We start from the raw sequence: 26,851 nt of genomic DNA, 5'->3' as shown, positions 1-26,851 counted from the left end.
CTTTAAAAACAGAAGCTCAACCAAAGGTACTGGTTGAGCTTCTGTTTATTCCCCAAATAATAGATCCAGAATCCGTTCATCCGCCTTTCGGTTCTTCCCTTTATAAGGGTAACAATGAATATGAATCGCTGGATTAAAGTTAATCTCAATAACGCTATAGTTGGTATCATTGGCTTCTTCCTTGATGTCATCAATCATCATATCCACTCCACAAAAAGTGGCGCCCGCAGCTTTAGCCGCTTGAATCGCCAGAGTCTTATAACTATCTGGGATCTCATCCGTAAAATCCAGACTGTCACCACCCGTGCTAATATTAGAGTTCTCCCGAAGATAGATGACTTCGTTTAATGGAGGAATATCACTCCAAGCCTGAGCGTGGTTGTTCAAGAACATCGCTTCTGCTTCACCGATCTGAATTTTCTCAAGTGGAGTCTTGTACCCGCGGCCTCTTAACGGATCCTTATTCTTCTCGTGCACCAGTTGTTCAATCGTATGTACACCATCTCCAATCACATTCGCAGGAACACGGTGCAATACTCCGACTACTTCATCACCCATGACAAGAAAACGATATTCTTTTCCCGTCATGAACTCCTCTAGTAGCACAGTTCGATCAAATTCGAAGGCGATTTCGAAAGCTTTTTGATAATCTTCTTTAGAGAAGTCGTCTGTAAAAATAGTAATGCCGAGTCCAAAATTGGTTGATTTGGGCTTAATCACAATAGCCTTGTTACGGTAAGTGCTATGCGCATTCATTGCCTCTTCCAGATTTCGAAAAGCTTCTCCTGCGGGAACCCGAATGCCTTGCTGTTTAAGAACTTCTTTCGTAACGATCTTATTCTCCATGATTAATACCGTACTATAAGAATCAAGGGAGGTCTTCGTAGCTTGCTTAATATATTCTTTATGATCACCTTGCGTAAGCACTACAAAGTTCTCTTCCCGATCGATCAATTGAAACTTAATGCCACGTTTAACCGCTGCCTTCAAAAGAAGCTGTGTAGATAGCTCCAGATCCTCATATCCCACAAAACGGTATCCATTCGCAAGACTTTCCTTAGCATATTGTTTAGCTTTATTCAGATGGTATTGTACAAAAGAGGATTGTTGAACTTCCGACTTCACAATAGCTGCAAAACTCCGGTCTGGCTCTACAATTTTATTCTTAGCTCCATGCAATACGTTCAAAAACACTTCATTCTCCGGGTTCAACAGTTGGATCAGATCCTGCATCTCATGAATACAAGTTAATGCCTGTTGCTCCATCGTTGTACATGAATCCCCGTAATCATGCAAACATCCCTTTATCCCCTCCATGATCAATTGATCATGATTAAGATTCGCCATCTTCTGATCCTCTACTCCGAACGGTTCGTCCTCCTTCAGCAGCATATACAAGATAAATAGATGAATGAAAATCATCGTTTCTTTGCCGATTCCTATTTTGTAGAGTGGATTCAGATCAATAAACCGAAGCTCCAAATAAGCTATCCCATCTTGCATCAGTTCCTCTAAAGGATGTTTGCCTCTTGCTGTCTTCACTCTAACCGGACTATAAAACTCTTTTACACTTAATAATTCTTCCGATTCGATCAAAGCTTGTAAATCATGAACATAATCCTTTAACGAAGCAAAAGATACATAAAGAGGTTTTTCATTTCGATACCCACATTCGCTATTTCGCAGTGAATTCATATTCTGATAATAAAAGCTTTTGTCGTCATCTGATTCCCCGCGAGCTACACATTGTTCCATATAAGTCTTATCAAAAACAGGGCTGGCGCCTGTTAAATAGATAAGAAGCCAACGGTACCGCAATAGGTTGCGGGCTATTTTTAAGTAGGTAGCGTCTTTGAATTCTTTAAAGCTCACCTGCGGATCTGCTATGTCATGAAGCTGTCTCAGAAATTGTTCATCAAAAGAGAAATTGTAATGGATTCCGCTCAGCAATTGTCTTTTGCGACCGTATTTGTCTGCTAGCTGATGTCTGTATTCATCCTCAATCGGATTACCCATCTTGGCAATGGGGATGTCCTGATCATTCGGTAGCCTCGGAGGATTACTACTTGGCCACAGATATTCTTCCTTGAGCTCAAGCGACACAATATCCTGCAACGCCTCCAGAAAGTTATAAGTTTCATCAATAGAATCAAAAGAAGGGGTGACCATTTCAATTTGACTCTCTGAGAAGTCGGTTTGAATATACGGGTTCTCCATTTTGTTGCCAAAAGCTTTAGGATGTGGTGTCAGCGCAAGTCTTCCCTCTGGATCCACTCTGACATTTTCTTTTTCCAGTCCAAATTCGCCGTGAAAAAGCTCCTTATTCAAATGGTTATCCCTCAGAAGCTGTATGAGTTTACGATTTAATAAAGCCATTTCAACGATCATCCTTTGCTTAGTAGTTTACCTGCTGTTTGTTCATTTTGAATAAAGATCTTCTAAACCAGAACACAAGAATAACTCCTTTAAACACACTGCTTAGAGCAATCGACATCCACACCCCACTCAAGCCAAAAGGTCCGGATAAGATCAAGGCTAGTGGAATTCGCAGTGCTGTAAATGTAATACTAAAGATCGGCGGGATATGGGTTTGGCCAATACCGTTAAAAGCACCTACTGTCATCAATTCCATACACATGAATAATTGTGAGTAACCAATGATGCGCATATAATTAGTGCCTAATTCCAGGCTTGTCTGATCTGATAAAAATAAGGAAAATAGCTGCTGCGGGAACGCGATAAATATAAGCGATATGATCACGCCAAAGATGGAGGTTAAGATCAAAGCCTTACGATAGCCCTGCCCAATACGGTCCAATCGGCGTGCTCCATAATTTTGACCAAAAAAGGCAGCAATAGCTCCCTGTAGTCCTCCAATTGTCATATAAGAAATAGATTCAATTTGAATCCCTACTTTTTGCACCGCAATCGCATCCGCCCCAAAACGTACAATGATCTTAGCAATGACGATCGATATGAGCGTAAAGGTGACCCGTTGGATTGTGATCGGAAGTCCCATACGGATTACTTCTTTCATTTGACGACTGTCCCATGCTGATGTGTTCGAAATGATTTCTGACTTTCTTGTCTTTATGATAAAAAGAGCCGTAACTAAGATGTTCGCTGTCAATGTTGCCGTGGCTGCCCCCGCTACTCCCCAACCTTCAAAACTGCCCCAGCCAAAAATTAAAAATGGATCAAGGACAATATTAACCATAAGACCAATGGAGAAGATCTGAAACGGTTGTTTACTATTTCCCATCGAGTTTAAGAGTGTGGCAAACAAAGTATTTACGATGGAAAATACCGTCCCGAAGATCGAAATCATTAAAAATTGCCGTGCCATCCGTTCAACTTCATCACTTCCAAGATCAAAAAAACCAATCAACCGATTGTTGGTCAACAGAACTAAACTCATATAGAGAAGTCCTAATAAAATAGACATCATAAACCCGTTTTTCATATAAGATTTAGCCTTCTCTATCTGGCCAGATCCCATACAAAACGCAACCTTAATCCCTGTACCGATCGTAATCATAGTCGACAATGCAATCGCTAGATTAATGAAAAAACTCGCCGTGCCAATCGCGGCAACAGGACCACTTCCTAATCTTCCAACCCAAATCATATCGACGAGGCCATAAGTTGTGGAGATGAAATTCGTCGCAATAATGGGAAGCGTTAATTTCATTAAGGTAGGCATAATAGGACCCTGAGTCAAATCATTCATGCCCTGCAATTCCTTCAAATCTAATAACACCTTCTTCATCTGATTTTCAGATTTATTATATAACCAAACACTTATATAATCAATTGATTATATTTCAGCAATCTGTTGGACCAGCCTTTCAAGCATCTGTATCCGATTACGGAGTTCCAATTCTTCTTGTCTCAATCCGTCCAGCAGAAGATTCAGAGATTCACCTACTTCCTTAATCAACTTTGCATGGCCACACCCATAACTCCTTTTCAATTTAAAAATAGACTGGATATCCCTTAGCTTCACTCCATAACTTTTCAACTCTTGAATGGCAAAATAATCTGCCAGATGCTGCTCTGTATATATCCGTTTACCATCTGGTCCCTTGGACATAATCAAGTCCAGATCCTCATAATGTCTGATGGTGTCTTTCGTAGTTCCTGTTAGGGCTATAAATTCACCGATTCGCAAAAGTACAACCTCCTCCATACAAATATAAATTGACACGGGGTTAACCCCGTAACGTTTAATTTTATTAATGGGGGTGCATCAAATGATAGGTTCAAGCCTTATAATCTTATATGGAATGGTTAGTGTGCTTGGGGCAGTGGGGATTCTAATTAAGGGCTCCGCTAAATCTACTGTGGGTTATATTTATTTGTTTTTGCTATCTCATATTACGTTAGTCGTCATCACCCTTTATGCCTTATGTAAACCGCTTAACTTCATTTGGTTTATTATCGGTTTTCTCACCTGTCTTATCTCCCGCTGGCTCAACGGTAAGTTTGTCTTCGGTTGGAATAACTGGCTTCATTACTTTATTGTTGCGCTGATCTTTACTGTGGGCTACTTCTTAACCTAGTCTCTTCATTATGAGCCTGAAGACAGAAAGTGGAACTCCTAAAAAGTATATAAATTGTGTAGACATCAAAAGACAGTTCCTAATGCACAAAATGTGCCTACCGGAACTGTCTTTTTTTCGTAATTAAAATTTCTTTTGTTTTTCAGTCGAATGGCTATTGAAAACGAATTTTAGTTCGTTTACAATAAAACCAATAATAAGTTCTATAATTATAGAACAAATAATTGTTTCAGTAACTTACTCAAAGAATGGAGAAGCTCATGGAATATAAAGTAGAAGTCGATTTTGCCCCCATGTATGAATGTGTGAACAGTATGACTGCTTTTCTAAGCAAGCAGAACCATACTGCTATGGATTCCGGTAAGCTCTGGGTACGTGAAGTCCAAGCAAGATTTGCCCCGATGTTGCTTCGTAAAATGCAAGAGGTCGTTAAGAAACTTGATGATTTCAGTTTGGCTCCCTATATTTGGTGCTGTCCAGTAGAACGTTCGGTTAGCAGCTTTCTGGATTGGTTTGATGGGTTAACTTCGGGTGAACTGTATGAAATATCTGGACGTTTCGGCCAATCGGTCCCCTCTAATCTTTCCGAGCTAAGAGACACTGCCTCTGACATCCTGCGCGAATGGAACGCGGGTTACTTCAATGGAATCGACCCTAATATCCTCAAAGGGCTAGAACAGGAAGCAGAGTCAAGACGAATGACACTGAACGGGAACAATGATATGGAAGTCTTTGAAGCAGCAACCGACGGAATGCGCCTCTATCCAACCGAACGTCTGAAGCAGGTCATTATCATTCCGCAATATCATGCCCGCCCACTGGTCACCACCTCTATGTTTGATGAATTCGTGTTCACTAGCTACTCTTGTGATGTTCTCCCTCCGGAAGCTGGCCGGCCTGCTCCAGCACTGCTTCGACTTACCCGGGCACTCTCGGATGAGACGCGGCTGTATATCCTTCGTTTGCTTACAGGCAAGCAGTTGAATTTCACGGAAATCGTGCGGGAAGTCGGACTTTCTAAAAGTACAATCCACTACCATCTGATCGCGTTGCGCGCAGCAGGGCTGGTCATTGTCCATACCAACGTTAAAAGCACATCGTACAGCCTGCGATTGGAAGCCTTAAATGGGCTACCGCAGCAGATTGGGTCGTATCTAGAGAGTCAAGCATAAACGCCTTAAGCGTCCATATAAGGACGGTAAGCGTATATGCGAGAAATATAAGAAAGGAGTGAACAGGCTATGATAAAACGCAGCTATTATGGTTTACTCTCAACCATAACTTTAAGTGCTTTTGGGGATGCTTTTGGCTTGTTGGCTATGGAATGGCTCGTCTATGAATTGACGGGTTCCAAGCTAGCGATGGGAGCACTCGCGCTCAGCTCCGGCATACCTGAGCTGCTGCTGCGCTTGCTGGGCTCGCCGCTGTCCGACCGACTCCACCGGGTACGCTTTATGGCCTGCTTGGCAGCCATTCGCCTGTTAGCTATAGCACTGCCGCTAGGCATGGGTCTGGCTGGCCAACTGCAGCTGTGGCATCTGTTTGTCGCCGCTGGTCTCAGCGGGGCCTGTGCCGCTCTGTTCATGCCAACAGCCATGGCTGTTATTCCCGGCGTTGCCGATAGCCGGAAGCTGGTGCGGGCTTTTGCTATCATCGATGGCAGCAAAAGTGCAGCAGTCTTGCTGGGCCCCGCCCTGGCTGGGGCTTTGACCGCTGCCAGTGGAGCGCTGCCAGCCCTTAGCATCAACATGTTATGTTACGTTGCGGCCATCACTACCTTGCTGTGCCTGCAGAAGCTACCCAAGCCCTCTCCAGCTCCAGGCCGTTTCTCCATTACCGTCTATGTTCGCGAAATAGCTGAGGGTTTTACCTTCTATAAACAATTCCCCGCTATGCTTACGATAATGATGATGGCCTCTATTAGTAATCTAAGCTCCATTGCCGTCTGGACCATGATGGTTCCTTTTGTACGCGAAGTGCTCCACCGTGATGCGGCGACGATGGGCACACTTAGTACAGTTTTCGCACTTGGAACCTTAGTCGGACTAAGCATCATTTCCATGATAGGGGAAATTAAAAAGAGGCGGTTTGTCATGCTCGGCAGTCTGGGGACCATCGGTTTAGTAACAACATTATGGGGGTTATTTCCTAGTTTTTCTTTTGCTCTCGCCGCCGTATTCGCCACCGGAACGATAGCTCCCTTCTTCGGTTCCTTAAGCTCTTCACTCCATGGACGTCTGGTTCCGGGTAATCTGCAAGGAAGAGTCAACTCCATCCGTTTTTTAATCGGTGGCGGCTTGCAGCCTTTTGGTGCTTTTGCCGGCGCCGCGATTGCTGAACTCTATGGCGTGCCTGCGCTTTTTGTCATCGCCGGATTGCTTCCACTGCTCTGTGCCAGCGCTGCCTTGCTGCTCCCCGGACTCAAAACACTGGACGGCGACCTCTCCACACTTGAAGCCACTCATCGGCGCCCCGTGGTGGAAGGTTCATCGCAAAGTGTTGTAACTGAGCGATAGATGGTAATAGGCTTAAAAAATTCATTTTAATTATTTATGATGAAATGAATAAAAAAAAGAGATGCTTATAAGCATCTCTTTTTTTGACTAAACAGTTAACCTTTGTCTCGGATAACTCGCCGTCACGCACGATTATTTTATGTATAAATAATAACATATATTCTAAAATTAATAAAGAAAAAATCATTTCATTCCTAGTTTAAACCAATCTGAATGCTTTCCCCGCCCCATTCTTTCGAACATCTTTACCATTAAGCTTTTTTCACGTTTTGAATTACAACGTCTAAAATAAAAATCTTTAAATAGCTTTTCTATATCTTTTAGACTTTCAAACTGGGAAAGTACTAATAAAGTGTCATATAGTCTTATTTCATAATAAGTTGAAATTCCTGCAGTATTAATTTTAGTTCTTAAACCTAAATCATTTATCAAACCCGAATCAATCCTTAAACGATTCGATGTCCGAAATCTATTAACTAATTGAAAATGTGCACAAGTATTTCTTAATTCAATAAAAATTCGTACTGAGTTGATAAACTTTTGTTTATCAATGTACTTCATCCCCATATCTTCAATAACCTTTTCAAAAATATCTCTTTCAAATCCTAATAATAAACTAAAGAGAGAACCAAACTCAAGGACTTTAATAGTCACCCAGAACGGATCATAAGTAGATATATAAGGATATTTAGCTCTGCAATGCTCAATGAAATTACTATACGTAGCCCCATTGAAATAAATATTTGTCTGAAATATTTTATGTCCTGTAATATTCTTAGCTAAATCTTTAGGTAAACTCAAATGATTTGAACGTGGATTGGTATACTTATTGATATCAATGTAACATGCAGAATCAGAAGCATTTAAATAATGTTTTTCACAAAACCGATATGCCATGGAAGATTTCAAACGAATTTCAAATTTATCTAAAATTTTCAAAATCTCTAAATTCAATTTTTTATCAAAATCATACAACAATAAAAAGTCTTCAAAAAAAAGACCATTGTATTCTTTATTAGTAGCTTTTGAATCAGTTAATAACAATGTTTCAAATCCATTTATTAAGTCAAAATAATTCTTTTCTAATAAGTGTCGTTTAGCTTTTTCTTCATCCCTAATAATTAATTTTCTTTCTTTTAATAAATCAATTTGTTGGTCTAAAGATTTGAATGTTTTGGTAACATGTGTGCTCAAATAAATCTCCCCATTATTTTTAATCTATTTATTTAAAGGTTCTATAATTTTCTAAATGAGCGAGATACCTAGTTTACTTCCATTTTTCGTAAGCAAATGTAAAAAAACACTCTGAATTATACATTAAATAAAAAAATAGGGATATGAACTTCTAGGACGTTTGGCATAATGAATGAGATACTCCACAGAATCGACAAAAACAGGCGATACCGGAACATCGCCTGTTTTTATAAGTTTTCACCTAGGAGCATCGCTACTAGGTATATTCTCTTTTCAGTGGCTTGTCACAGTGGCTTGATTCGTAGCCACTAGTTCCCCTCATCCTTCCGCTAAAAACCGAAGTGGGAGGCGTTAAGCCTTGTGTTTGTGTATTTGTGTGTTTGTGTATTTGTGTGTTTGTGTATTTGTGTGTTTGTGTTTGTGTGTTGGTGTTTTGGAATTCGCGCTGATAGCAGCGGAGAGAACGGACTGATTGTGGAAAAGCGGAGCGTTCGCCCGAAAGCTTTCCGAAGGAAAGCTCACTTCGTAAGCATATGCTGTGTCCGGATTTTACCGTTGAGGTTAAAAATTCAAAAAAATCTGGACACAACAGCGATTGGAACAATAGTCCGTTCTCGGAGCGTCCGCCAGCGCAAAGCATAAAGCATCCAACACCCACCAGCAAACCCTAAGGCTCAATCAACCCATATTTCGTTTTTATCCGATCCAACTTCTCAATCATAGGATTAGCAATAAAAAACAAAAATACCACCGTCGAGATCGCATGCACCATATCAAACCAAAAACCTGAAATATAAGTGGTCATTAAAGCCGGCCAGGAGAACTCTGAAGTGAACATCATCAACGAGCCTATATTGATAATGCCTCCGTATACGAAAAACGTCGCTAAGCCTCCGAATATACATAGCGAAAGCTTATTCTTTTTAAGCAGACCCTTCTTGAAGAAAATGCCCGCCAGGAAGCCAATGATGCCAAAACAAAACATTTGCCAAGGCGTCCAAGGTCCCTGCCCAAAGAAGAAATTCGAGACAAAGCCTGCAACAGCGCCAACCAAAAATCCTGCCTCCGCTCCCAAGCTTACCCCTGCGATGATGACAATAGCAACCACTGGCTTAAACTGCGGCAACATAAAAAAGGCTGCGCGTCCCGCCACGGCAATGGCTGCTAACACCGCTATAACGATCAGTTCCCTCGCCTGCGGCTTCCGGTTCTCGAACACCATCGCAAAAGGAACCATCGTATAGATAACAATTAATAGACTGATAAAATAATACTTCCGATCATTTAGCACAAAGATGCCTAATAAAATCGTAGCTGGAATGACTATGAGGATTAGTAGTGCCGCTAATAAAGTTCGACGACTCAAACGACGATCCGTTATCTGCTTCTTTGACATAAATCAATCACACCCTCTATCGTTACTCCCTCATTCCATACATGACGCGCCATACGGTTGGCAGCAGTTGTATAGAAGCTGTTTCCCGCAAAAAACTTCTGCGCTTCATTCGTAGTGATAATGCTTCCATCAAAAAACATGGCGCAGACCTCAGCGTATTTGGCACAAAATTCAACGTCATGCGAGACCATTACAATAGTAACGCCTTCGGCATTGAGCTTTTGCAGGAATACGGCTAGCTTCTCTTTGAAGGGCCCATCCAGTCCTTTGGTCGGTTCATCCAACAGCAGAATCTTTGGTTCTAACAAAAGGACCTTCGCCAACGCTGCACGCTGTTGTTCTCCCCCGCTGAGATCATACGGATGCATGGAGAGGAGATGTTCCAGTTCTGCGAACTTAACCACAGCTTCAACTCTGGCGTTTTTTTCTTCCTTCGTCAAAGAGAGCTGGGATAACATTTCATATAAATCTAGCTCGACTGTTTTTTTCACAAATAAGGTTTGCGGATTTTGCGGGAGGAAGCCCAGATTGTTAGTAAACAACGCTTTGGCATTCATCTTCGCAGGGTTGCTCCCGCCGATAAGAACTTTCCCTCTATAAGGCTGAAGGATCCCGCTCATCAGCGACAGCGTCGATGTCTTCCCTGTTCCATTCCCGCCAACAATACAATAAAATTGCCCTTGCTTCACTTCAAACGACAAATCTTTAATGACATCCGGCCCATTTTTATCATATTTAAACCATACGTCCTTAAACTTTATGACTACAGGGCCGGCCTCTTTCGTGCTAGGCTGAGTTTCTGCCATCGTTGCAGGAGTCTTACCCTTTAGAAAAGCATCCAACCATTGGCGTCCTTCCTTTACAGTAACAGGCCACACTAAGTCATGATCTACTCCTGCAACAATCTGCATCGGTGAGGGCATGGACAGAAACATCGGATGGTTCAGCTTACATAAAACCTCGCCCACCTTTTGCGGGGGATCATCAGCTATCACAGCTCCCTCATTCAGCACAATCAACCGATCTGTAAGCGGAAGAACATCCTCTAGACGATGCTCGGTCATGATCACGGTTGTTCCCAGCTCACGATTTATTTTTTTGACCGTCTCCAGAAAATCGGAAGCCGCAATAGGATCTAGCTGGGAGGTAGGCTCATCGAGGATTAGAACCGAGGGATGCATAGCCATTATGGATGCTAAGTTAAGCAGCTGCTTCTGGCCGCCTGATAGCTCGGTCACACTTTTATGAAACCAGGTCTGGATCCCAAAAAAACTAGCCATTTCCGCCACACGCAGGCGAATCGTAGAATTATCGTACCCTAAGCTCTCAAGCCCAAAAGCAAGCTCATGCCATACTTTATCTGTCACAATTTGATTGTCCGGACTTTGGAGTACATAACCAATTTCCGCTGCCTGTGTGCGTTGATCGATCTCCTCTACAGGTTGACCCTTATAATAAATTGCCCCTTGGCGATTGCCATGTGGGGTTAGGATTGTTTTCAGTTGTCTAAGCAGAGTGCTTTTGCCACAGCCTGACTTTCCACAAATGGTAATGAAGTCTCCACTTTCAATCGTTAGATTAATATTCGAAAGAGCCGCTTGCTCTTGTTCAGGAAAAGTAAAGCTTAGTTCTTCGATTCGATAGATTTCCATTTCATTGCCTCCACCATATTGATGAGCACTGGGATCATACATAACGCAAAATAAGCGATATATATAAGAATACTAAAAGGTGTAATTGTGCTCGCTTTAATCGATGGATAGAATCTCATGGTGTTCTCACCCATCACTGCCCCTACGGCTACCAGCGCAATTAAGCCTGTCATGATCAAGAGAACTACTTTGTCTCGGGCATCTAACCGAAAGATAGAAAAGCTTGTACGGCCCGGCAATCCATACCCTCTCGATCTCATGGAATCCGCTGTCTCAATCGCATTTTCCAAAGCCCAGGTGGTCATAATGGAGAGAATCGTAATCCCATTCCGCGCACGCGCGAGGAGATTTCCCTGTGAGACATCCCGGCCTATACATTTTTGAGCATTAGAAATCACCTTGATTTGCGCTAAATATCTAGGAACAAAACGAAGCACCATCGAAAAAATCAACGACAGTGCCGGCAGTATTTTTCCGAATATATAAATAAACTTATCCGAGGTCATCACGACGTTATAACAGAAGAACCAAATAATTACCGTCACAAACATACACGCCGCTGCCACGCCATAAAGAATCGATTCCTTCGTAATGGGGTTCCCGTTGTTTAAATAGAACAAGATCGTTACCCCTTGATGATTAAAAACAGGATTCATCACTGCCATAAATAGCAGAAAAGGAATCATGTAAAGCAGATTAAATCGGATGCCCTTTTTTCCTTTTAACATAATTGAGTAGGCTACAGCACTACTAAGGGCGATCACCTGAAATATAGGATGCATAAACACCATGCTAAACAGCAATACAACAACAAAATATAGAAAATTCACAAACGGATGAAAGGTAGAAAAGCTATCCTTCATTATTTCTGAGCTCCTCCTGTGGCTACATACCCACCTACATCTCGACCTAGATCACAAGTGTATACCCAATCAATGACATCGCCATCTTTGAGAACATAACGGCTACTGCCGTAGTTAGGGAACCAGCCATTTACTTTGTACATCCATCCACTGAGCTCTCCAGCATCGAATTCATACAGATTATTTATGCCTTCAATATAATTACTGTTATAGATCGGCGTCATGCTAAATTCCATATGGATTTTATTCTTCTTCATTTCTCTTAGTAAAACATCAAACACAGACTCACCTTCATAAAAGGTTACCTTCTGCGCTTTATAAATGATACCATCTGCCGGCAATACTTCAAGCTTATCCTCATTAAAAATATCCATGTTATCTAAAATTGTTGCCGCTGAGACGGACAAGGTAGCCGTTAATTGCTTCTTCTTATCTACTGTTGCATCTTGCCATTCCACTGGTTTAGGTTTCCCGCTCGGCACTGGATCGGTAAGAAATTTATCCCTTTTCGGTTCCTGCTTGGTTTCTGTTGTCGCTACTTTTGAATCAGGTTTTGTTACGGGTTTTGCCGTCGCTTTCGTTTCCGGCACGGGCGTTTTAGCCGCTTTCGGCGTTGCGGTAGGTTGCTTCGTTGCAGCAGGTTTTGTTGTTACGACCGGTGTTACAACTTCTGTTGGTGCTGCAGTTCCTGTTGGTGTTACAGCTTCCGTTGGTGTTGCCGATTCATTTGGTTTTAGGGTTTCAATGGGCTTAGCTGTTTCACTTGGCGTAGCTGACGGTGTTATCTCTGTTGTCTCAGTAGCGATTGCCTCAGTGGGTTCAACATCATCATTTGTTGCGGAAGCAGTGTTCTCAGGCTCTATAACCTGTGTCTCAACGCTACTATTAGCGACCTTGTTTGGGCTCTTCTGGTAATCCCCGCCCCAAAAGAAGGCGATAGCCAATACACCTATGATTAGTATCGCGGTTAACCATTTCTTCTTGTTCATTTCTCTAGTCCCACCTTAAATAATAAGCAAGGGTATACACGCTACCCTTGCTTATCTCTCTAAATAAAATTCTATTTGACGTCTGTCATATCATAAAGACGTGTCTGGCCATTAACGAGCCGATCATAGGAAACCAGTGCATACATCGCCTGATCAGTAGCCATAAGATCTACTTCTCCTGGTTGCGCGCCTCCATTGCCTACTCCACCCTGCTTCACGTGATAAAAGCCACCTTCAGGTGCAGCAAAACTAAGCAATGCGTCTACTGCGGAATGTCCATTTTTAATAAATCTGGAATCCTTATGCGGGTCAATACCAAGGCCAGTTAAAGCTACAATCACCTGAGCGATGCTTTCGGAATTTGTAGATTCCCAGCTTGCAAAACCACCGTCTGCTGTCTGTGTTTTGGATAACCAAGCAATCCCCCGGTCCACAGCAGCTGTTACTTTGGCGTTGGTTTTGTAATAAGGCGTTAAGCCTTGAATGACCATCCCCGTGATATCTGGATCAGCCGCTGTAGCATTACTGCCTAGTGCCCATCCACCGCCGCTGATCTCTCTGCCCAAAATATAATCAATGAGCATCTCTCTAGTCGTCTGCGTCTTTACATCCTTAACCACTGGAATGTCGTAATGATTACTGTCCAGTGCAATGAGAGCAAACACAGGTCCATTAATACCTTGCTTAATTACAGTATCAAAATCCGCGAGCGGTTCCAGTAGGTTATAACCCGCCACTTTATCAATATTTTTGTTGATTGAAGTTAATGCCAAAATAACTCTATCATATTCCGTATATTTTACGCTATGCAGCTTCCCTGATTTTTCTTTAAGAGTCGCTTCTACATTTGCATAGTACTTAGTGTAATAACTATCTGGAACCTTCACACCAGAACGTGCCAGTCCGAAGACTGTCCAATCCCCGCCAACCGAGGAGATGACCGGGTTTGTTACTGTTTTTTGCAAAAAGGCAGCTGTGTTCTGAATATAAGAACTAACTGCTGAATTCTGAATAGTTGGACTAACCACTTTGTTCCCACTCTTATAATCATGGGTTCTAGTAGCTACAACAGCCGCCATTTCTCTGGTTACTAGCTCTTTAGGCTTAAATTGATTATCATCACCTAACATCAAACCAGTCGCAACAACGGTCTCTACATCTGCTTTGGCCCATGCCGATACTGTGTTGATATCTTTAATCGCTGTTCCAGGCTTCATCGCCGGGATGGCCAATGCTCTGACGATAATTGCGGCCATCTGCTCACGAGTAATCTTGTCATTTGGCTTAAATTCATTATTAAAGCCTGTGATTAGACCTGCCTTATGCGCAGCATTCACATATGGATAGAACCAATCGCCTAGAGCGACATCCTTATAGGTAATGCCTTTATCACTCTTAATATCAAGTTCTAATGCAGAAACGAGAATCTTAGTGAACTCCGCTCTTGTGATATAAGCCTTCGGATTCACCTGACCATTGTTACCTTGGATATATCCTTTTACTGTAGCTGTTTCAATCGCTGAATAGGCCCAGGAAGAAATCTTATCAGCATCTGTATACAGTTGTTTAATATCATTCGTATTCTGGGTAGGATCCTTAGGAGTCACTGTTGGAGATGGACTCACATTTGGATCACCACTGCCTTCCGGATTAGCTCCCCCACCAGGAGCCGGAGTAGCACCAGGCTTAGGCGTTGGGGTTGGGCTCATCGTTGGTATCGGTGCATTTAGATCCACACCCAAATTCGTAGTATAACGCCACTGAATTCTGTCCCCGGCACTTAGGTCATATGAAGATGCACCATAATTAGGATATTTCCCATTCACATTATACATCCATCCACTGCCGCTGCCATGGTCAAATTCCCCATCACCAGCTATGGATTCAACATATACACTTCCAAAGTCACTGTTCCAGGAATCTCTATAGTCGATACCGCGGCTATCCAGCACTCTTTTTAGTACAGACCACACTGTGTCACCAGATTGTAGCTCTACCTGTACAGATGGAACAACATATCCCTTATTAATCGTAAGCTTATCCACGGACAGGATTACATATGGTTTCGATGGAGTGGTTCCGCCACCATTGTTGCCGCCATTTCCTTCACCATTTCCGCTACCATTACCTTCGCCATTACCGTTACCACCGTCGCCGCCAGGTGTTTGTACTGCACTGGAAGCATAAGCAATGTAGTCAGTGAAGTGATTGGTTTTTACAATTAAATCATTTCCACTATCATAGGCATACTCAGACTTACCGCTTGCAAAACCTAAGTCATCACTTGCAAATTTTTGAATGGCATGAGGAGTGCCATTTTGAATATAAGCTGCATCTTTTCCTTTAAGGTCCTTAAAGGTTAACGTAATAAATTGACTGAATTCTACTCTTGCACTACCACCCATGGAAAATGTTTGAAGAATATTATCAAGCTTCTTGTCCCCGGGAATAATCTGATTCACACTATCTTTTAGTGCAGATTCTCCACCGGTTAAAGCTGAAATCAGTTCAATTGCAGAGGCATCCCCACTTGTAACTTTTGCACCCTTAGGAATGACTACAGATACGTTACCTTTTATGGCCTCTATCTGAGGAAGGTCGCTGTTACTTGGTAAATTGACACTAACCTTCGATTGATTTCCCTCCGGAATAGCTACTGTGATTTCTTTGTTGCTATCTCCAGTGCTGATCGGAACGATATAATCATTAGCGTCATTTGGGATTTCAACTTTCGGGTTCTCCCCAGAAGGTAACGGAAGTTCTTTCGGACCCTCTGGTTGCCCAGGCCCCGGTTCTTCTGGTTGTTCCACTTTCACATCATTCATATCAAAGAGACGGTTGCTATGATTGATCAGACGATCATAAGACACAAGTGCATACGTACCTTGGTCCGTTGCCATATTGTCCACTTTGCCTGTGAGGATATGCTTAAATCCACCCTCAGGTGCAGCAAAGCTAAGTAATGCATCAATAAGCGAATTTCCACTTTTAACAAATCTAGCGTCCGTGTGCGGATCTACACCTACACCAGTTAAGGCTACAATTACCTGCGAGATACTCTCGCTGCTAGTGCTTCCCCAGCTTGTAAATCCGCCTTGATTGTTTTGGTTATCGGACAGCCATTGGATGGCCCGATCCACGGCAGTTTTTACATCATCACGGGATGCATAATAAGGTGCAAGAGCTTGCATCGCCATCGCAGTCATATCGACATCTGCTTTGGTTACGCCTAATGCCCAGCCACCAGCTTCTGCTGTACCTTTTTTAACCTCTTTATCTAAAATATACTGAACTAGTTTTTCTCTTGTGGTCTGTTCTGTAATTCCTTCAACTACAGGGATCTCATAGTTATGGCTATCTAGCGCAATCAGAGCAAAAATCGGACCATTATTGCCTTGCTTTTGGATATATTGATAATCAGCGAGTGCTTTTCTCAGATCATATCCCGCAACATTTGTGATATCTTTTCCGATAGAGGTAAGCCCTAGAATCGCTCTGGAATTCTCTGTGCTTTTATTGGCGTCGAGTTTTCCATCCTCTTTAATGATCGATGCTATTTTCGTCGCTACATTGTTGTAATAAAGATCGTAATAACCGTTAGGTACTGTATAGTTCGCCCGTGCCAGAGAAAGGATCGACCATTCTCCACTACCTGTACCAAACGACGGATTCTTTACAGTGTTTAGAATATAGGCAAGGCTTTTATCTAACTGTTGTTTGACGGCAACTGTAGTTTCCAGTTTGTAAGTAACTTGATAAGTTACATTTGTTTTGTTTCCAGCTCCGTCAAGAGCCGTTACAGTAATTGCATTACTGCCTGAATTCAGAGAAGCTTTGTACTCCCCATTCGCAGGTGATAAAGTAACACCATTCAGCTTCACTTCTGGAATGATGTCACTATATACATTGTCTGTGACAGCTACTTTGAAGCTTATTTCTTTATTGGATACTTCCTGTTTATCTTGTATGCCACTTACTGTAATAACAGGGGGTTCTATGTCTAATGCATGGTTAAGCCCTACAAGTGCATGATCTACACTTATTTGAGAGCTTGCCATATTTTCGAGCACGGAATAGGCTTGATAAACTGCCGATTGTACTACTGGTCTGTCCAAAATAGTTTCTTTATTAGGGTCACTGTTAATCTCGGCGATTTCCGCAGTTAAAGCATCCTTATTGGCAAGTTGAACTGGGATTTCTCCCCAGCCACCAAGATCAGAACCATAGCCATAAGTGGTGAACTGAGTTCGAATGATATCACCGTCTTGAGGCTTATAATCGGTCATCCCAAACGGAGGAAACACATTATTTACTGCATACATCCAACCCGACATGGAAGTATAGTCAAACTGACTTAACCACTCTGGGTCTGCTTTAGTGCCGACTGTATTCCCATCAGCTGAAATCATATCTAAAATATATTGTGGAATATTGACTTCGCTTCTGCCACTATCTTTAACTTCTGATAAATAAAAACCACTATCTATATTTCCTAAATATCTATAATTCCCATCTCCTAGCGCACGTGTTATTAAAGATGCGCCATTATCGCCTTCATAAATCGGAACTTTAATAGGTTCCTTAATATACCCTTGGCCTACGGTGAATTTCTCTACGGCTACAGTTACGTACCCTTTAAGAGTAGAGCTTGCTCCATTTGCTTGAGCCGGGATAACACTTGTAGAGAATGTCGTGATAAATACAGCTACAATGAGTAACCACGCTAAAAACTTATTTTTCTTCATTTTTCCATAACCCTTCCCTTCATACCTATGATAAAAAAACAGAATAAACTTTCTTATAACCACAAAAAAACCACTCAACATAAACGTCAAGAGGTTAAGATAGTGAACCACAATACTAGCTGGCAAACACTATTCAAGCACCTCTCTATCGATCGTAGAGTTTGATGGTGTAACAGAAAAAGGCAGATATTCTGGCTCAAGTATCATCACCCTTACTGCCTTCCCAGTTTCCCAGTGGCATTTTGCAAGGACTCCTCTTTCACAGCGGCGGGACCGCGCGGGATTCACACCCGCTTTCCATTTAACCAATCTATGATTGTACTTCCGCAACATTCATAGTTGGCACCTATTTCTAATTTTAAATTTTCATGCTTCATCATATCTAATATATATGCTTTTGTCATGTTATATTTCTTTTTTGTATAACGGGCAGCTAGAGATAATCCTATTGAATAACCAATTTCTACGAGTAGGGATATTTAAATAATTTCTTTATCCAACTGTGGGGAAAATTAATTTAAATCACTAATTCTTATATGAATTTGCCACAAATTAGTAAGGTACTCGCTGAGTGAATTCTATGTTAGGGTATATTCAGAAAGCGTTTACAAAAATAACAGTGGAGGTGTTCGTGTTCATCTAACCACCAAGTACAGCGTCAAAGCCAGGTCCAAGCATCCTAAATTTATCTCACAAAGGAGAATTCAATGACTACGCGAATCCAGAAATCCTTCTTATCATTGACACTTGTCACCGCTCTTCTGCTCTCTCTGTTCTCATCCATGGCTGCAGCTGCAACTAAGGATGAGCAACAAGCTAAGGCAGCGCCAAAGAGTAAGATCCAATCCTATGTAGACGAAATGCAGCCCGGATGGAACCTCGGTAATACTTTAGATGCTACAGGTGAGGACGAAACCTCCTGGGGCAATCCTCGTGTGACCCAAGAACTTATTAAAAAGATCGCCGCTCAAGGCTATAAAAGTATTCGGATTCCTGTGACCTGGGATACTCACATGGGTGCGGCACCAGACTATACCCTAGAAAAAGCCTACCTCGACCGTGTGGAAGAAGTTGTCGGCTGGGCACTGGACGCCAAGCTTTATGTCATGATTAATGTCCATCATGATTCCTGGCTATGGGTAAGCCATATGGAAGAAAAACACGATGAAACGCTGGCGCGTTATAATGCAGCCTGGACTCAAATTGCCGATCGCTTTAAGGACAAATCAGATAAGCTGATGTTCGAGAGCATAAATGAGCCTCGGTTCACCGATGGTGGAAGCACAGACGAAGCAAAAATGGAGCAAATGCTTACTGAACTCAATAACTCCTTCTATCAGATCGTGCGGAAATCCGGTGGGAAAAACAACCTCCGCCCACTTGTATTGCCTTCATTAGAGTCTTCACCTACACAAACAAGAATGGATCATCTCTATAAGACGATTACGGCTCTAAACGATCCGAATATTATTGCGACCGTTCACTTCTATGGCTTCTGGCCTTTTAGTGTGAACATTGCCGGCTACACCACATTTGAAAAAGATACAAAAAACGATATCACTCAAACTTTTGATAACGTTTACAATACATTTGTAGCTAAAGGCATCCCTGTCATCGTCGGCGAATTTGGTTTATTAGGTTTCGATAAAGACACAGGTGTGATTGAACAGGGCGAGAAGCTTAAATTCTTCGAGTATCTGACTTATTATTTGAAAGAAAAGAAAATGACTTCCATGCTCTGGGATAACGGGCAGCATTTCAACCGTAAAACTTATAAGTGGTCTGATCCTGAACTCCACAATGTATTAATGTCTGGTCTGAAGGAGCGTTCCTCCAGCACCGAAAGCGATTTGGTCTACCTAAAAAAAGGTGCACAAATCAAAGATACCAAGGTTAAGCTAAACCTGAACGGCAATAAGCTAACCACCATTAGTGCCAACGGAAAATATCTGACCAAAGGTAAAGATTACACATTAAATGGTGAGGAGCTCATCCTCAAAGCCAGCCAACTCAAAAAGCTCACAGCTTCCCAAAAATACGGTGAAAATGCCGTGCTGACTCTGAAATTCAACAAGGGTGTTGCGTGGAGACTTAAGGTGATTGTGTATGACACAGCTAAATTAAGCGATGCAAAAGGCACGACTGAATCCTTTGCCATTCCGACCACCTTTAATGGTAACCAGCTTGCCACAATGGAAGCTGTATATACCGCTGGTGGCAATGCAGGTCCGCAGGACTGGACTCCATTTAAGGAATTCGGCAATACCTTCTCACCTTCTTATAACACTAAAGAAATCAAGCTGCTTCCCGCGTTCTTTAAAGATGTTAAAGACGGCGAGGTTATCCTAAAATTCCACTTCTGGAATGGGGATATCATCACCTACAAGATCACGAAGAGCGGAGCAAACGTTGTAGGAAAGTCCTCTTAAGCATCCGTCCTGTTAACAACACAAATAGGGGTGTCCCTACGCGGGAACACCCCTATTTGTATTGTACCCATCACATATTAACCTCGTCATACGAAATTATCATCAACCGATAAATTAAATAAACGCCAAGATAGGCTCCGGTAATAAGAAACATTGGATTTAAAAATATCGCATGGATCGAGGTCATAAATACAGCATGATCCCTTAATATTTCGTAAATCGCCAAAGCGGAAATATTTCCAAAGATAATCGCACTTAAGACCGAAGCAACATTGAATACCATACGCCACTTTATCGATTTACCTTGTAACATCAGCATGACAATGGGAACAATAATACTACCAAGTACGATTAGAAATTTCATCCAGTCACCTCGGTAAATTTTAATCGTCCAGTTCCACGCTTTCGATTTGTCCGTCTGCATTTACCGTCCACTCGATTTCAACGCCATTATTTAATCCGAGCTTGTCTTCATCTTCAATGACTATATGATCAGGAATCGTTAAGGTTTGCTCTTTACCGCCCTCCACTTGAACGGTAATCTGTTTATCCTTAACCGCAGTGATCCTTCCGTCATATTCAATCTGCTGCAAAACAATCTTTTGATTCTGATCTGTAATGGTAACCCGCTTGCCACCGTCGCTTAACAGTTCAACCTTTTTATGATAGCTATCTTTTAACGAAACATCCTTGATAACTCTCTGAATGCTCACTCCCTCTGGAAGTTCCCCAGTATTTGAACCGGGTGACGCAGATGTCATGGGTTGTTCTGTTGCGTTATTCGTAGGCGCAGGTGTAGTAGCTTCTGCAGAAGGTGCTGTGGTTTCTACTTGAGCCGTTGGAGTAGCCACTTGAGTCTCATCCGCTGCTTTAGTGCATCCACTTAACAATACCGTACATGCACAAATACAACAAAGAATTGTAGCCCTGGTAAAACGTTGTGTTGTTCCTTTATTCGATCTCATCTTTTACCCCCGCATTTTAATGTATTTTTTTCTCTATAGTGGACATAGTTTTACCTCTTATCTTCCTTTTATTCACCAGAATATGGCCATCTGAAAGCAACAGTTAGATAACAATTCATGAATATGTCAAAAAACCGCCCTGATTTAGATCAGTGGCGGTCTCCATGAAATGATGAGATAAATTAGATCTTATTAATTTACAATATGTGTGCCAGCCTGTTGGCTCATCGCAGCTTTCATATTTTCCGGATTAGTAATGATAACTCTACGTCCCTCTTTTTTCAAAAAGCTAAGACTTGCTTCAATTTTAGGCTGCATACTGCCAGCAGGAAAATGACCCTGCTCCGCATATACCAACATTTCTGCCGCTGTAACTTCTTCAAGAGCCTTCTGCTCAGGCGTACCGAAATTCACACATACCTGAGGAACTCCTGTTGTAATGATCAGCGATTCTGCGTCGATCTGTTCGGCCAGCAGACTTGTAGCAAAGTCTTTGTCAATGACCGCATCGATACCTTCGTAGGTATTATTTTCGGTTTTGATCACAGGAATCCCGCCTCCGCCAACAGCGATCACCACATAACCCGTCTCAATGAGTGATTTAATGACGTCCTTTTCAACGATATCAATCGGCTTAGGCGATGGAACAACACGGCGGTAACCACGACCTGAATCCTCAATGATGACCCAATCTGGCTTGGCACGCTTCATCTCCTCTGCTTGCTCAAGCGTGAAGAAGGATCCCACTGGTTTTGAGGGAGACTGAAAATTCGGATCATTTTTGCTAACCTCGACCTGAGTAATGACTGTGGCAACCTTTTTGTCTAATCTGCGATGAATGAATTCATTTGTTAAGGCCTGCTGAATTAAATAGCCTATGCCCCCTTGCGTGCCCGCCACGCAATTGACCAGCGGAGTAACATCCATTCCAGTGACTTCCGAAGCCACCTCGCTTCGTCTCAGCTCGAATCCAACCTGTGGACCGTTGCCGTGAGTAACCACCACATCGTTGCCTGCTTGCACCAGATCAGCGATATTGACAGCAATTTCACGTACTGCCTCAGATTGATCCTCTATAGAATCGCGGCCATTGTCTTTCACCAATGAATTACCGCCAATGGCTACAACTATAAATTTACTCATTCCATTCCTCCTGACGGATCAGTTGATCCTCATTGATTAGCGTTTAAGGGCCAGCTGAAATTGTTCCTTCGCGGAGTGAAAATCCGGATTGGCAGGATTATAGCTGATAGCAATATCTATTTCTTGAATGGCCATTTCATGATCACCAAGTAAACCAAGTGACTGTGCCTTATGATGATGATATAAAGGATTGCTCGGATCGTTAGCAATTGCGTTCTCAATCGCCTCAACTGCCTCTTGATGCCGGCCAAGTGATCTCAAGCTGTTCGCCTTATGGAACGAGAAATCATACCGTTCAGGCTGCTGTTCCAGAAGCTGATCCATAACTTTGACCGCTTCCTCATGCCTGCCCAACTCTCTTAAATAATTGGATTTATGATAGCGGAAGAAGCTTTCGCCAGGATCGCGTTCTATCGCTTTGTCATACTCTGCTAATGCTTGCTCGGATCGCTTCATCATTCGGTAGGCATTTGCGGTATAGAAATAGAAATCAAGGTCATCCGGATCAATAGTAAGTGCCTGTTGATAGGCTGCCAGAGCTTCGTCATATCTCCCGAGTTCCCCTAAGAAGTATCCTTTATAGTAATAGAAATCTGAATTATTACTGTCCACTTGCATTGCATGTTCCATAACCAAACTTGCTTTCCGGAAATCCTCTGCCCGAGCTAGCTCTTGAGCGCTTTGAATACTTGGATGAATCGTTAGCTTTTCTTTATTGAGAATACGGATGACCCTCTCCTGACCCAGCTCTTCTGCATGCTGCAACGATGATTTTCCGTCACGATCCGGCAAATGAACATCCGCTCCAGCATCCACCAACAACTGAATAATATCGGAGTATAAACGGCCACCATTCCCGAGAATTACTGCCTCCAGCAAGGCAGACCATCCCAGATTGTTCATATGGTTAACTGCAACACCTGCTTCCAAGCATTTCTGAACAGTTCTTAGATACCCCTTCTCGCTGGAGGGAAGCAGTGTAGTTCCCCCAAAACGATTTACACTGGTTGTATCCGCACCTGCGGCAAGAGTTAAAGACAGAATCTCATGAAATCCATTGGCACCGGCACACAGGTAGGGTGATAACATAGTGATATCTCTTGCATTCACATCACTGCCTGCTTCAATCAGCTTTTGAGCGAGAGGAATATGATTTTTTTGCGTTGCCGCCATCAGCGCAGTACGACCACTGGCATCCTTATGATGAACATCGGCACCACGAGCCAAAAGCTGTTCTACGGCAGCTAAATCCCCGCGATCCGCTGCTTGAATTAAATCTTCTGACAGAGTTTGATTAGTCATGGCTTAGCTCTCCTATTTCTTTTTATCAATTATTTATTCGGATTGCAGCTTGTTCGCTGGGTCACGAAGGTCTGAAAAATGCTTATAAACAAATAATCCTGCCACCATCAAGTAGGCGTATACGAACGGCATAAGTGAAGCTTGAGCAAATCCAACAGTCGGCGCGTGAATGATTCCAAATAAAGATAGACCAGACGCGATTACAGCAAAGACAGCAGCCCGCAGTGGTTTATTCAGGATAGAGAAAATAGTGATGGAGCCCCAAATCAAGCTGCTAAGCGGTGCACCATTTCCTAAATGCATCAGGCCGTTGTAATAAACCCCTTTGCTTAATAAGAGATCAATCCCCACCTTGGAAGCCGAAGTTTCAGCCGCATTAAAAATGTTGTTCGCAAGCGTTAAAGCCCAGTTGGCGATCCATGGGAACAAGGTGATAAAGATAACGGGCACTTCATTTTTAGGTGTCTCTCGAACCACCTGATTCGCCGTAACGACCCCGACATAGACCAGAATCGGAACAATCGCCACAACAGGTATGATAGACAACAGCAGTGCTCCTATGCCAAAGAGACAAATAATTAACATGGAGAAACCAGAAGCTATGGTATAACCAAGTCCAGCCCCAATAGATTTCCAGCCTGCATGACCAATATACACAGTTACCGGGAACGGATTACCTGTGAAAGCACCAATACTTGAAGCAACCCCATTCGTTAGCATAACGTTACGAGTGTTATAAGGGTCTCCGGCAGCATGTGCGCTCTCAATATTTTCAAGGTCAAAAATATAATTCGCCAGTCCCAATGGAATTGCAGAAGCCAGGTATGGCAAGGCATGCGGAATCCCTTGAATTAAGCTGGTAATATGCACCTCAGGTGGATTAAACCCAAGTGTTGAAAGAGCCGTTGTGATCGCTTCTGGATTCTGCAAGCCGAATATCCAAGCCAGCGCGGTTCCAGCAATCAGCAGCAGAAATCCTGTAGGAATTTTTTTGAATATCGGCGATTTGCCAAACCAGTTAATAAAGATGATCACAAGTACAACAAAAGCAACCACTGGTGTTTCGAAGGATTGTAGCATCGGGTTCATGGCCAGCAATAACAATCCAAGTCCAGATAAACAAGATAAAAGTACGGTTCTTGGAATAACCTTGCGCAGCACATCTCCCAGAAATGAGCCGACAATAAGGATCAAGGCTTCGAACAAACACCATACGAGACCAATTTGCAGCGCAAATGATGCATCATTGGTTTCTCTAAATACGGGAATTAACACTAGAAAAGTTACTGTAAAAATCGATGGAGCACTAGGCCCTGAAGGTAATGCGGTTATATCCGTTCGACCTGTTTTTTTGGCTAGCTGATATCCAAACCAGCCATAAGCAATACTTGCGATAAAAATCGCGAGTCCAAACGCAGGAACGACTCTGCCGTAAACCATACCTTCCGGAAATCCTACTACAAAAATTAACAATGAAATCATCGTAAGCAGATTGGTTAAATTGTTAGCAAGCAGCCCGAAAAACGCGGCCCAATCTCCCTTTTTCCAGAACATCTTCATAAATACTTGATCCATAATAAATCTCCCCCTAGATCGTTAGCGCTTACATACCAATGGCTTATGAAGCCCTCAGACCCTTGAATAGGCCTGAAGGGCGGGTGGTTCTATGAATGCATGCTCTGGCTAAAAGCGAGAATGGCTTGCTCGAAACACTCGATTGGAGGATGAGTGATTCCGGCTCCAATCATTCCGATGCCCGGATCCTTATGGGCAATAGCCGTGTTGATCACTGGCATAATGCTGGTTTGACCCACTTTACGAATATCGATTCCAGTAGGAATTCCGCGGAAGTTCAATAAAGGAATCGTCACATTTGGATTCTCCGTCGTAGTGATTTCCTTCATTTTCACAGAATAGTTCATGGCATCATCTACGGTTCCCCCAACTAATGCTACAATCGCCGGCGCGGTTGCCATGGCGAAGCCACCTATACCATACGTTTCGGTAATCGCACTGTCTCCGATATCGAGTCCCGAGTCTTCCGGCTTATACCCTGCAAACATCGGTCCGACAACCTTTTGCGCAGGACCGGTAAACCAGGTATTGCCTGGCATTCCACTGACACGAATACCAAATTCCACGCCATTGCGGGCCATCGTTGTTACGATGGTGCTATGCTCGATGCCATGGGCAGCATCAAGTGCACATTTACAAAGAGCCATCCAAGTTGGTCCGGAGAAATAATCACTCATTGCCACAAAGTCGAACACTTTGATTTTCTGCTCATTGGTATAATCCGTTCTCAGGATAAGCGGCGTTAATGCCTGAATCAAAAGAGTCGTTCCAGCGTTGTTGCGGTTATGGCATTCATCTCCCATATGGAGCGCCTGTGATAACATGAGCCGCAGATCAATGCCGTTCTCAGAGAACTTCATCGCCTCACGCAGCATCGGTCCAAGCACATCTCTCATCCAGATCAAACGGGCAACGACCGTTTCATCGTTTGCACCCATCCGCAAGATTTTCGACAGTTGCTCACTAAGGTTCGTATAAGCGATGTTGCCATACGTTTTATTCTCTACAATGTGCATAAACATAGAGGCTGAGGTTACTCCTGCCATGGAACCCACACAATTATGCTCGTGACAAGGGGAGAACGTAATCTCACCTGATGCCGCTAGTTCGGCAGCTTCATCGAGATCCTTCGCCAAGCCCTCAAAGACCAAAGCGCCGGTAACTGCACCTTTCATGGGACCACTCATCTTATCCCAAGTAATCGGAGGTCCTGCATGTAATATCGTAGTCTTAGTCATCCCTGGTACGACGTTGATCGCTTGGTCAAAACCAACCAATACCGGTTGTGAATTCACGATTCGCTCTACAGCCAGCTTGTTGGCAGCCTCAATCTTTGCAGCAATCCCCTCTTGCTCTAACGCATCCAGTGCGGCAATTAATTCGGGCTTACCTCCACCAGGTGGCTTCCATTCCAGATGGGTTACGTTGCCTTTTTGCTTCAGGATATCACCCTTGAACATTTCTAGGCCGACATTGATAACGTGAAGTTCACTCTTAAATAACTCATTGATTCTGCTCAT

19 protein-coding genes and 1 riboswitch are annotated in these 26,851 nt (G+C 42.9%); of the genes, 4 read left to right on the top strand and 15 right to left on the bottom strand.

What is annotated here, in order from left to right:
• Window positions 1-45: 45 nt before the first annotated feature.
• From gshAB to NSS82_RS04175, 3 genes are read right to left on the bottom strand one after another with little or no spacing between them, the layout of a single operon-like run.
• Window positions 46-2,376: a bifunctional glutamate--cysteine ligase GshA/glutathione synthetase GshB gene (gene gshAB / locus NSS82_RS04185; protein ID WP_076272165.1), complete on the bottom strand. Its 2,331-nt coding sequence runs from the start codon at window positions 2,374-2,376 to the stop codon at window positions 46-48.
• 19 nt (window positions 2,377-2,395) lie between these two features.
• Window positions 2,396-3,769, bottom strand: coding sequence for an MATE family efflux transporter (locus NSS82_RS04180; protein WP_339204458.1), 1,374 nt, complete (start codon window positions 3,767-3,769; stop codon window positions 2,396-2,398).
• 48 nt (window positions 3,770-3,817) lie between these two features.
• Window positions 3,818-4,189 (bottom strand): MerR family transcriptional regulator, encoded by a 372-nt coding sequence (locus tag NSS82_RS04175; RefSeq protein WP_340960733.1) that lies wholly within the window; start codon window positions 4,187-4,189, stop codon window positions 3,818-3,820.
• A 64-nt stretch (window positions 4,190-4,253) separates the two neighbouring features.
• On the opposite strand from NSS82_RS04175, the gene NSS82_RS04170 reads away from it, so the two are divergent.
• From NSS82_RS04170 to NSS82_RS04160, 3 genes are all read left to right on the top strand, one after another.
• On the top strand, window positions 4,254-4,562 hold the full coding sequence (locus NSS82_RS04170; protein WP_076272163.1) for a hypothetical protein: 309 nt from the start codon (window positions 4,254-4,256) through the stop codon (window positions 4,560-4,562).
• 260 nt (window positions 4,563-4,822) lie between these two features.
• Window positions 4,823-5,734, top strand: a complete 912-nt coding sequence (locus NSS82_RS04165) for an ArsR/SmtB family transcription factor (RefSeq protein ID WP_076272162.1) — start codon at window positions 4,823-4,825, stop codon at window positions 5,732-5,734.
• Between the two features lie 69 nt (window positions 5,735-5,803).
• Window positions 5,804-7,078 (top strand): MFS transporter, encoded by a 1,275-nt coding sequence (locus NSS82_RS04160; protein WP_076272161.1) that lies wholly within the window; start codon window positions 5,804-5,806, stop codon window positions 7,076-7,078.
• Between the two features lie 183 nt (window positions 7,079-7,261).
• Here the strand turns inward: NSS82_RS04160 and NSS82_RS04155 are convergent, their stop codons facing one another.
• From NSS82_RS04155 to NSS82_RS04130, 6 genes are all read right to left on the bottom strand, one after another.
• Entirely contained in the window at window positions 7,262-8,272 is a 1,011-nt protein-coding gene (locus tag NSS82_RS04155; protein ID WP_076272160.1) for an Abi family protein, read from the bottom strand.
• A gap of 667 nt (window positions 8,273-8,939) precedes the next feature.
• Entirely contained in the window at window positions 8,940-9,668 is a 729-nt protein-coding gene (locus tag NSS82_RS04150; RefSeq protein WP_076105347.1) for an ECF transporter S component, read from the bottom strand.
• The gene (locus tag NSS82_RS04145; RefSeq protein WP_076272159.1) at window positions 9,650-11,320 is read right to left on the bottom strand and encodes an ABC transporter ATP-binding protein; all 1,671 of its coding nucleotides are present in this window, start codon (window positions 11,318-11,320) and stop codon (window positions 9,650-9,652) included. Before NSS82_RS04145 ends, NSS82_RS04150 begins: the two co-directional genes overlap by 19 nt.
• The gene (locus tag NSS82_RS04140; RefSeq protein WP_076272158.1) at window positions 11,293-12,183 is read right to left on the bottom strand and encodes an energy-coupling factor transporter transmembrane component T; all 891 of its coding nucleotides are present in this window, start codon (window positions 12,181-12,183) and stop codon (window positions 11,293-11,295) included. Before NSS82_RS04140 ends, NSS82_RS04145 begins: the two co-directional genes overlap by 28 nt.
• Window positions 12,183-13,172, bottom strand: coding sequence for a DUF4430 domain-containing protein (locus tag NSS82_RS04135; protein WP_036684886.1), 990 nt, complete (start codon window positions 13,170-13,172; stop codon window positions 12,183-12,185). The genes NSS82_RS04140 and NSS82_RS04135 overlap by 1 nt, the downstream gene beginning before the upstream one ends.
• A 71-nt stretch (window positions 13,173-13,243) precedes the next feature.
• Window positions 13,244-17,917: an S-layer homology domain-containing protein gene (locus tag NSS82_RS04130; RefSeq protein ID WP_076272157.1), complete on the bottom strand. Its 4,674-nt coding sequence runs from the start codon at window positions 17,915-17,917 to the stop codon at window positions 13,244-13,246.
• A gap of 164 nt (window positions 17,918-18,081) precedes the next feature.
• Window positions 18,082-18,282: riboswitch (cobalamin riboswitch) on the bottom strand.
• Between the two features lie 342 nt (window positions 18,283-18,624).
• Here NSS82_RS04130 and NSS82_RS04125 point away from each other — a divergent pair.
• Window positions 18,625-20,346 (top strand): cellulase family glycosylhydrolase, encoded by a 1,722-nt coding sequence (locus NSS82_RS04125; RefSeq protein WP_076272156.1) that lies wholly within the window; start codon window positions 18,625-18,627, stop codon window positions 20,344-20,346.
• Window positions 20,347-20,416: 70 nt separating this feature from the next.
• On the opposite strand, the gene NSS82_RS04120 is transcribed toward NSS82_RS04125, so the two are convergent.
• From NSS82_RS04120 to NSS82_RS04095, 6 genes are all read right to left on the bottom strand, one after another.
• Complete coding sequence (locus tag NSS82_RS04120; RefSeq protein ID WP_038568774.1) at window positions 20,417-20,710, bottom strand: hypothetical protein; 294 nt, start codon at window positions 20,708-20,710, stop codon at window positions 20,417-20,419.
• Between the two features lie 19 nt (window positions 20,711-20,729).
• The gene (locus NSS82_RS04115) at window positions 20,730-21,311 is read right to left on the bottom strand and encodes a hypothetical protein (protein WP_038568773.1); all 582 of its coding nucleotides are present in this window, start codon (window positions 21,309-21,311) and stop codon (window positions 20,730-20,732) included.
• Between the two features lie 192 nt (window positions 21,312-21,503).
• On the bottom strand, window positions 21,504-22,454 hold the full coding sequence (arcC, locus tag NSS82_RS04110) for a carbamate kinase (protein WP_076105343.1): 951 nt from the start codon (window positions 22,452-22,454) through the stop codon (window positions 21,504-21,506).
• A 36-nt stretch (window positions 22,455-22,490) separates the two neighbouring features.
• Complete coding sequence (locus tag NSS82_RS04105) at window positions 22,491-23,756, bottom strand: tetratricopeptide repeat protein (protein WP_076272155.1); 1,266 nt, start codon at window positions 23,754-23,756, stop codon at window positions 22,491-22,493.
• Between the two features lie 33 nt (window positions 23,757-23,789).
• On the bottom strand, window positions 23,790-25,331 hold the full coding sequence (locus NSS82_RS04100; RefSeq protein WP_036684876.1) for a hypothetical protein: 1,542 nt from the start codon (window positions 25,329-25,331) through the stop codon (window positions 23,790-23,792).
• A gap of 89 nt (window positions 25,332-25,420) precedes the next feature.
• Window positions 25,421-26,851, bottom strand: coding sequence for a YlbE family protein (locus NSS82_RS04095; protein WP_076272154.1), 1,431 nt, complete (start codon window positions 26,849-26,851; stop codon window positions 25,421-25,423).

The organism is Paenibacillus sp. FSL H7-0735 (genome assembly GCF_038008505.1).
Classification (GTDB): domain Bacteria; phylum Bacillota; class Bacilli; order Paenibacillales; family Paenibacillaceae; genus Paenibacillus_AQ; species Paenibacillus_AQ odorifer.
The sequence above is the reverse complement of the archived record's forward strand: the minus strand, read 5'-3'. Positions and strand labels throughout refer to the sequence as shown.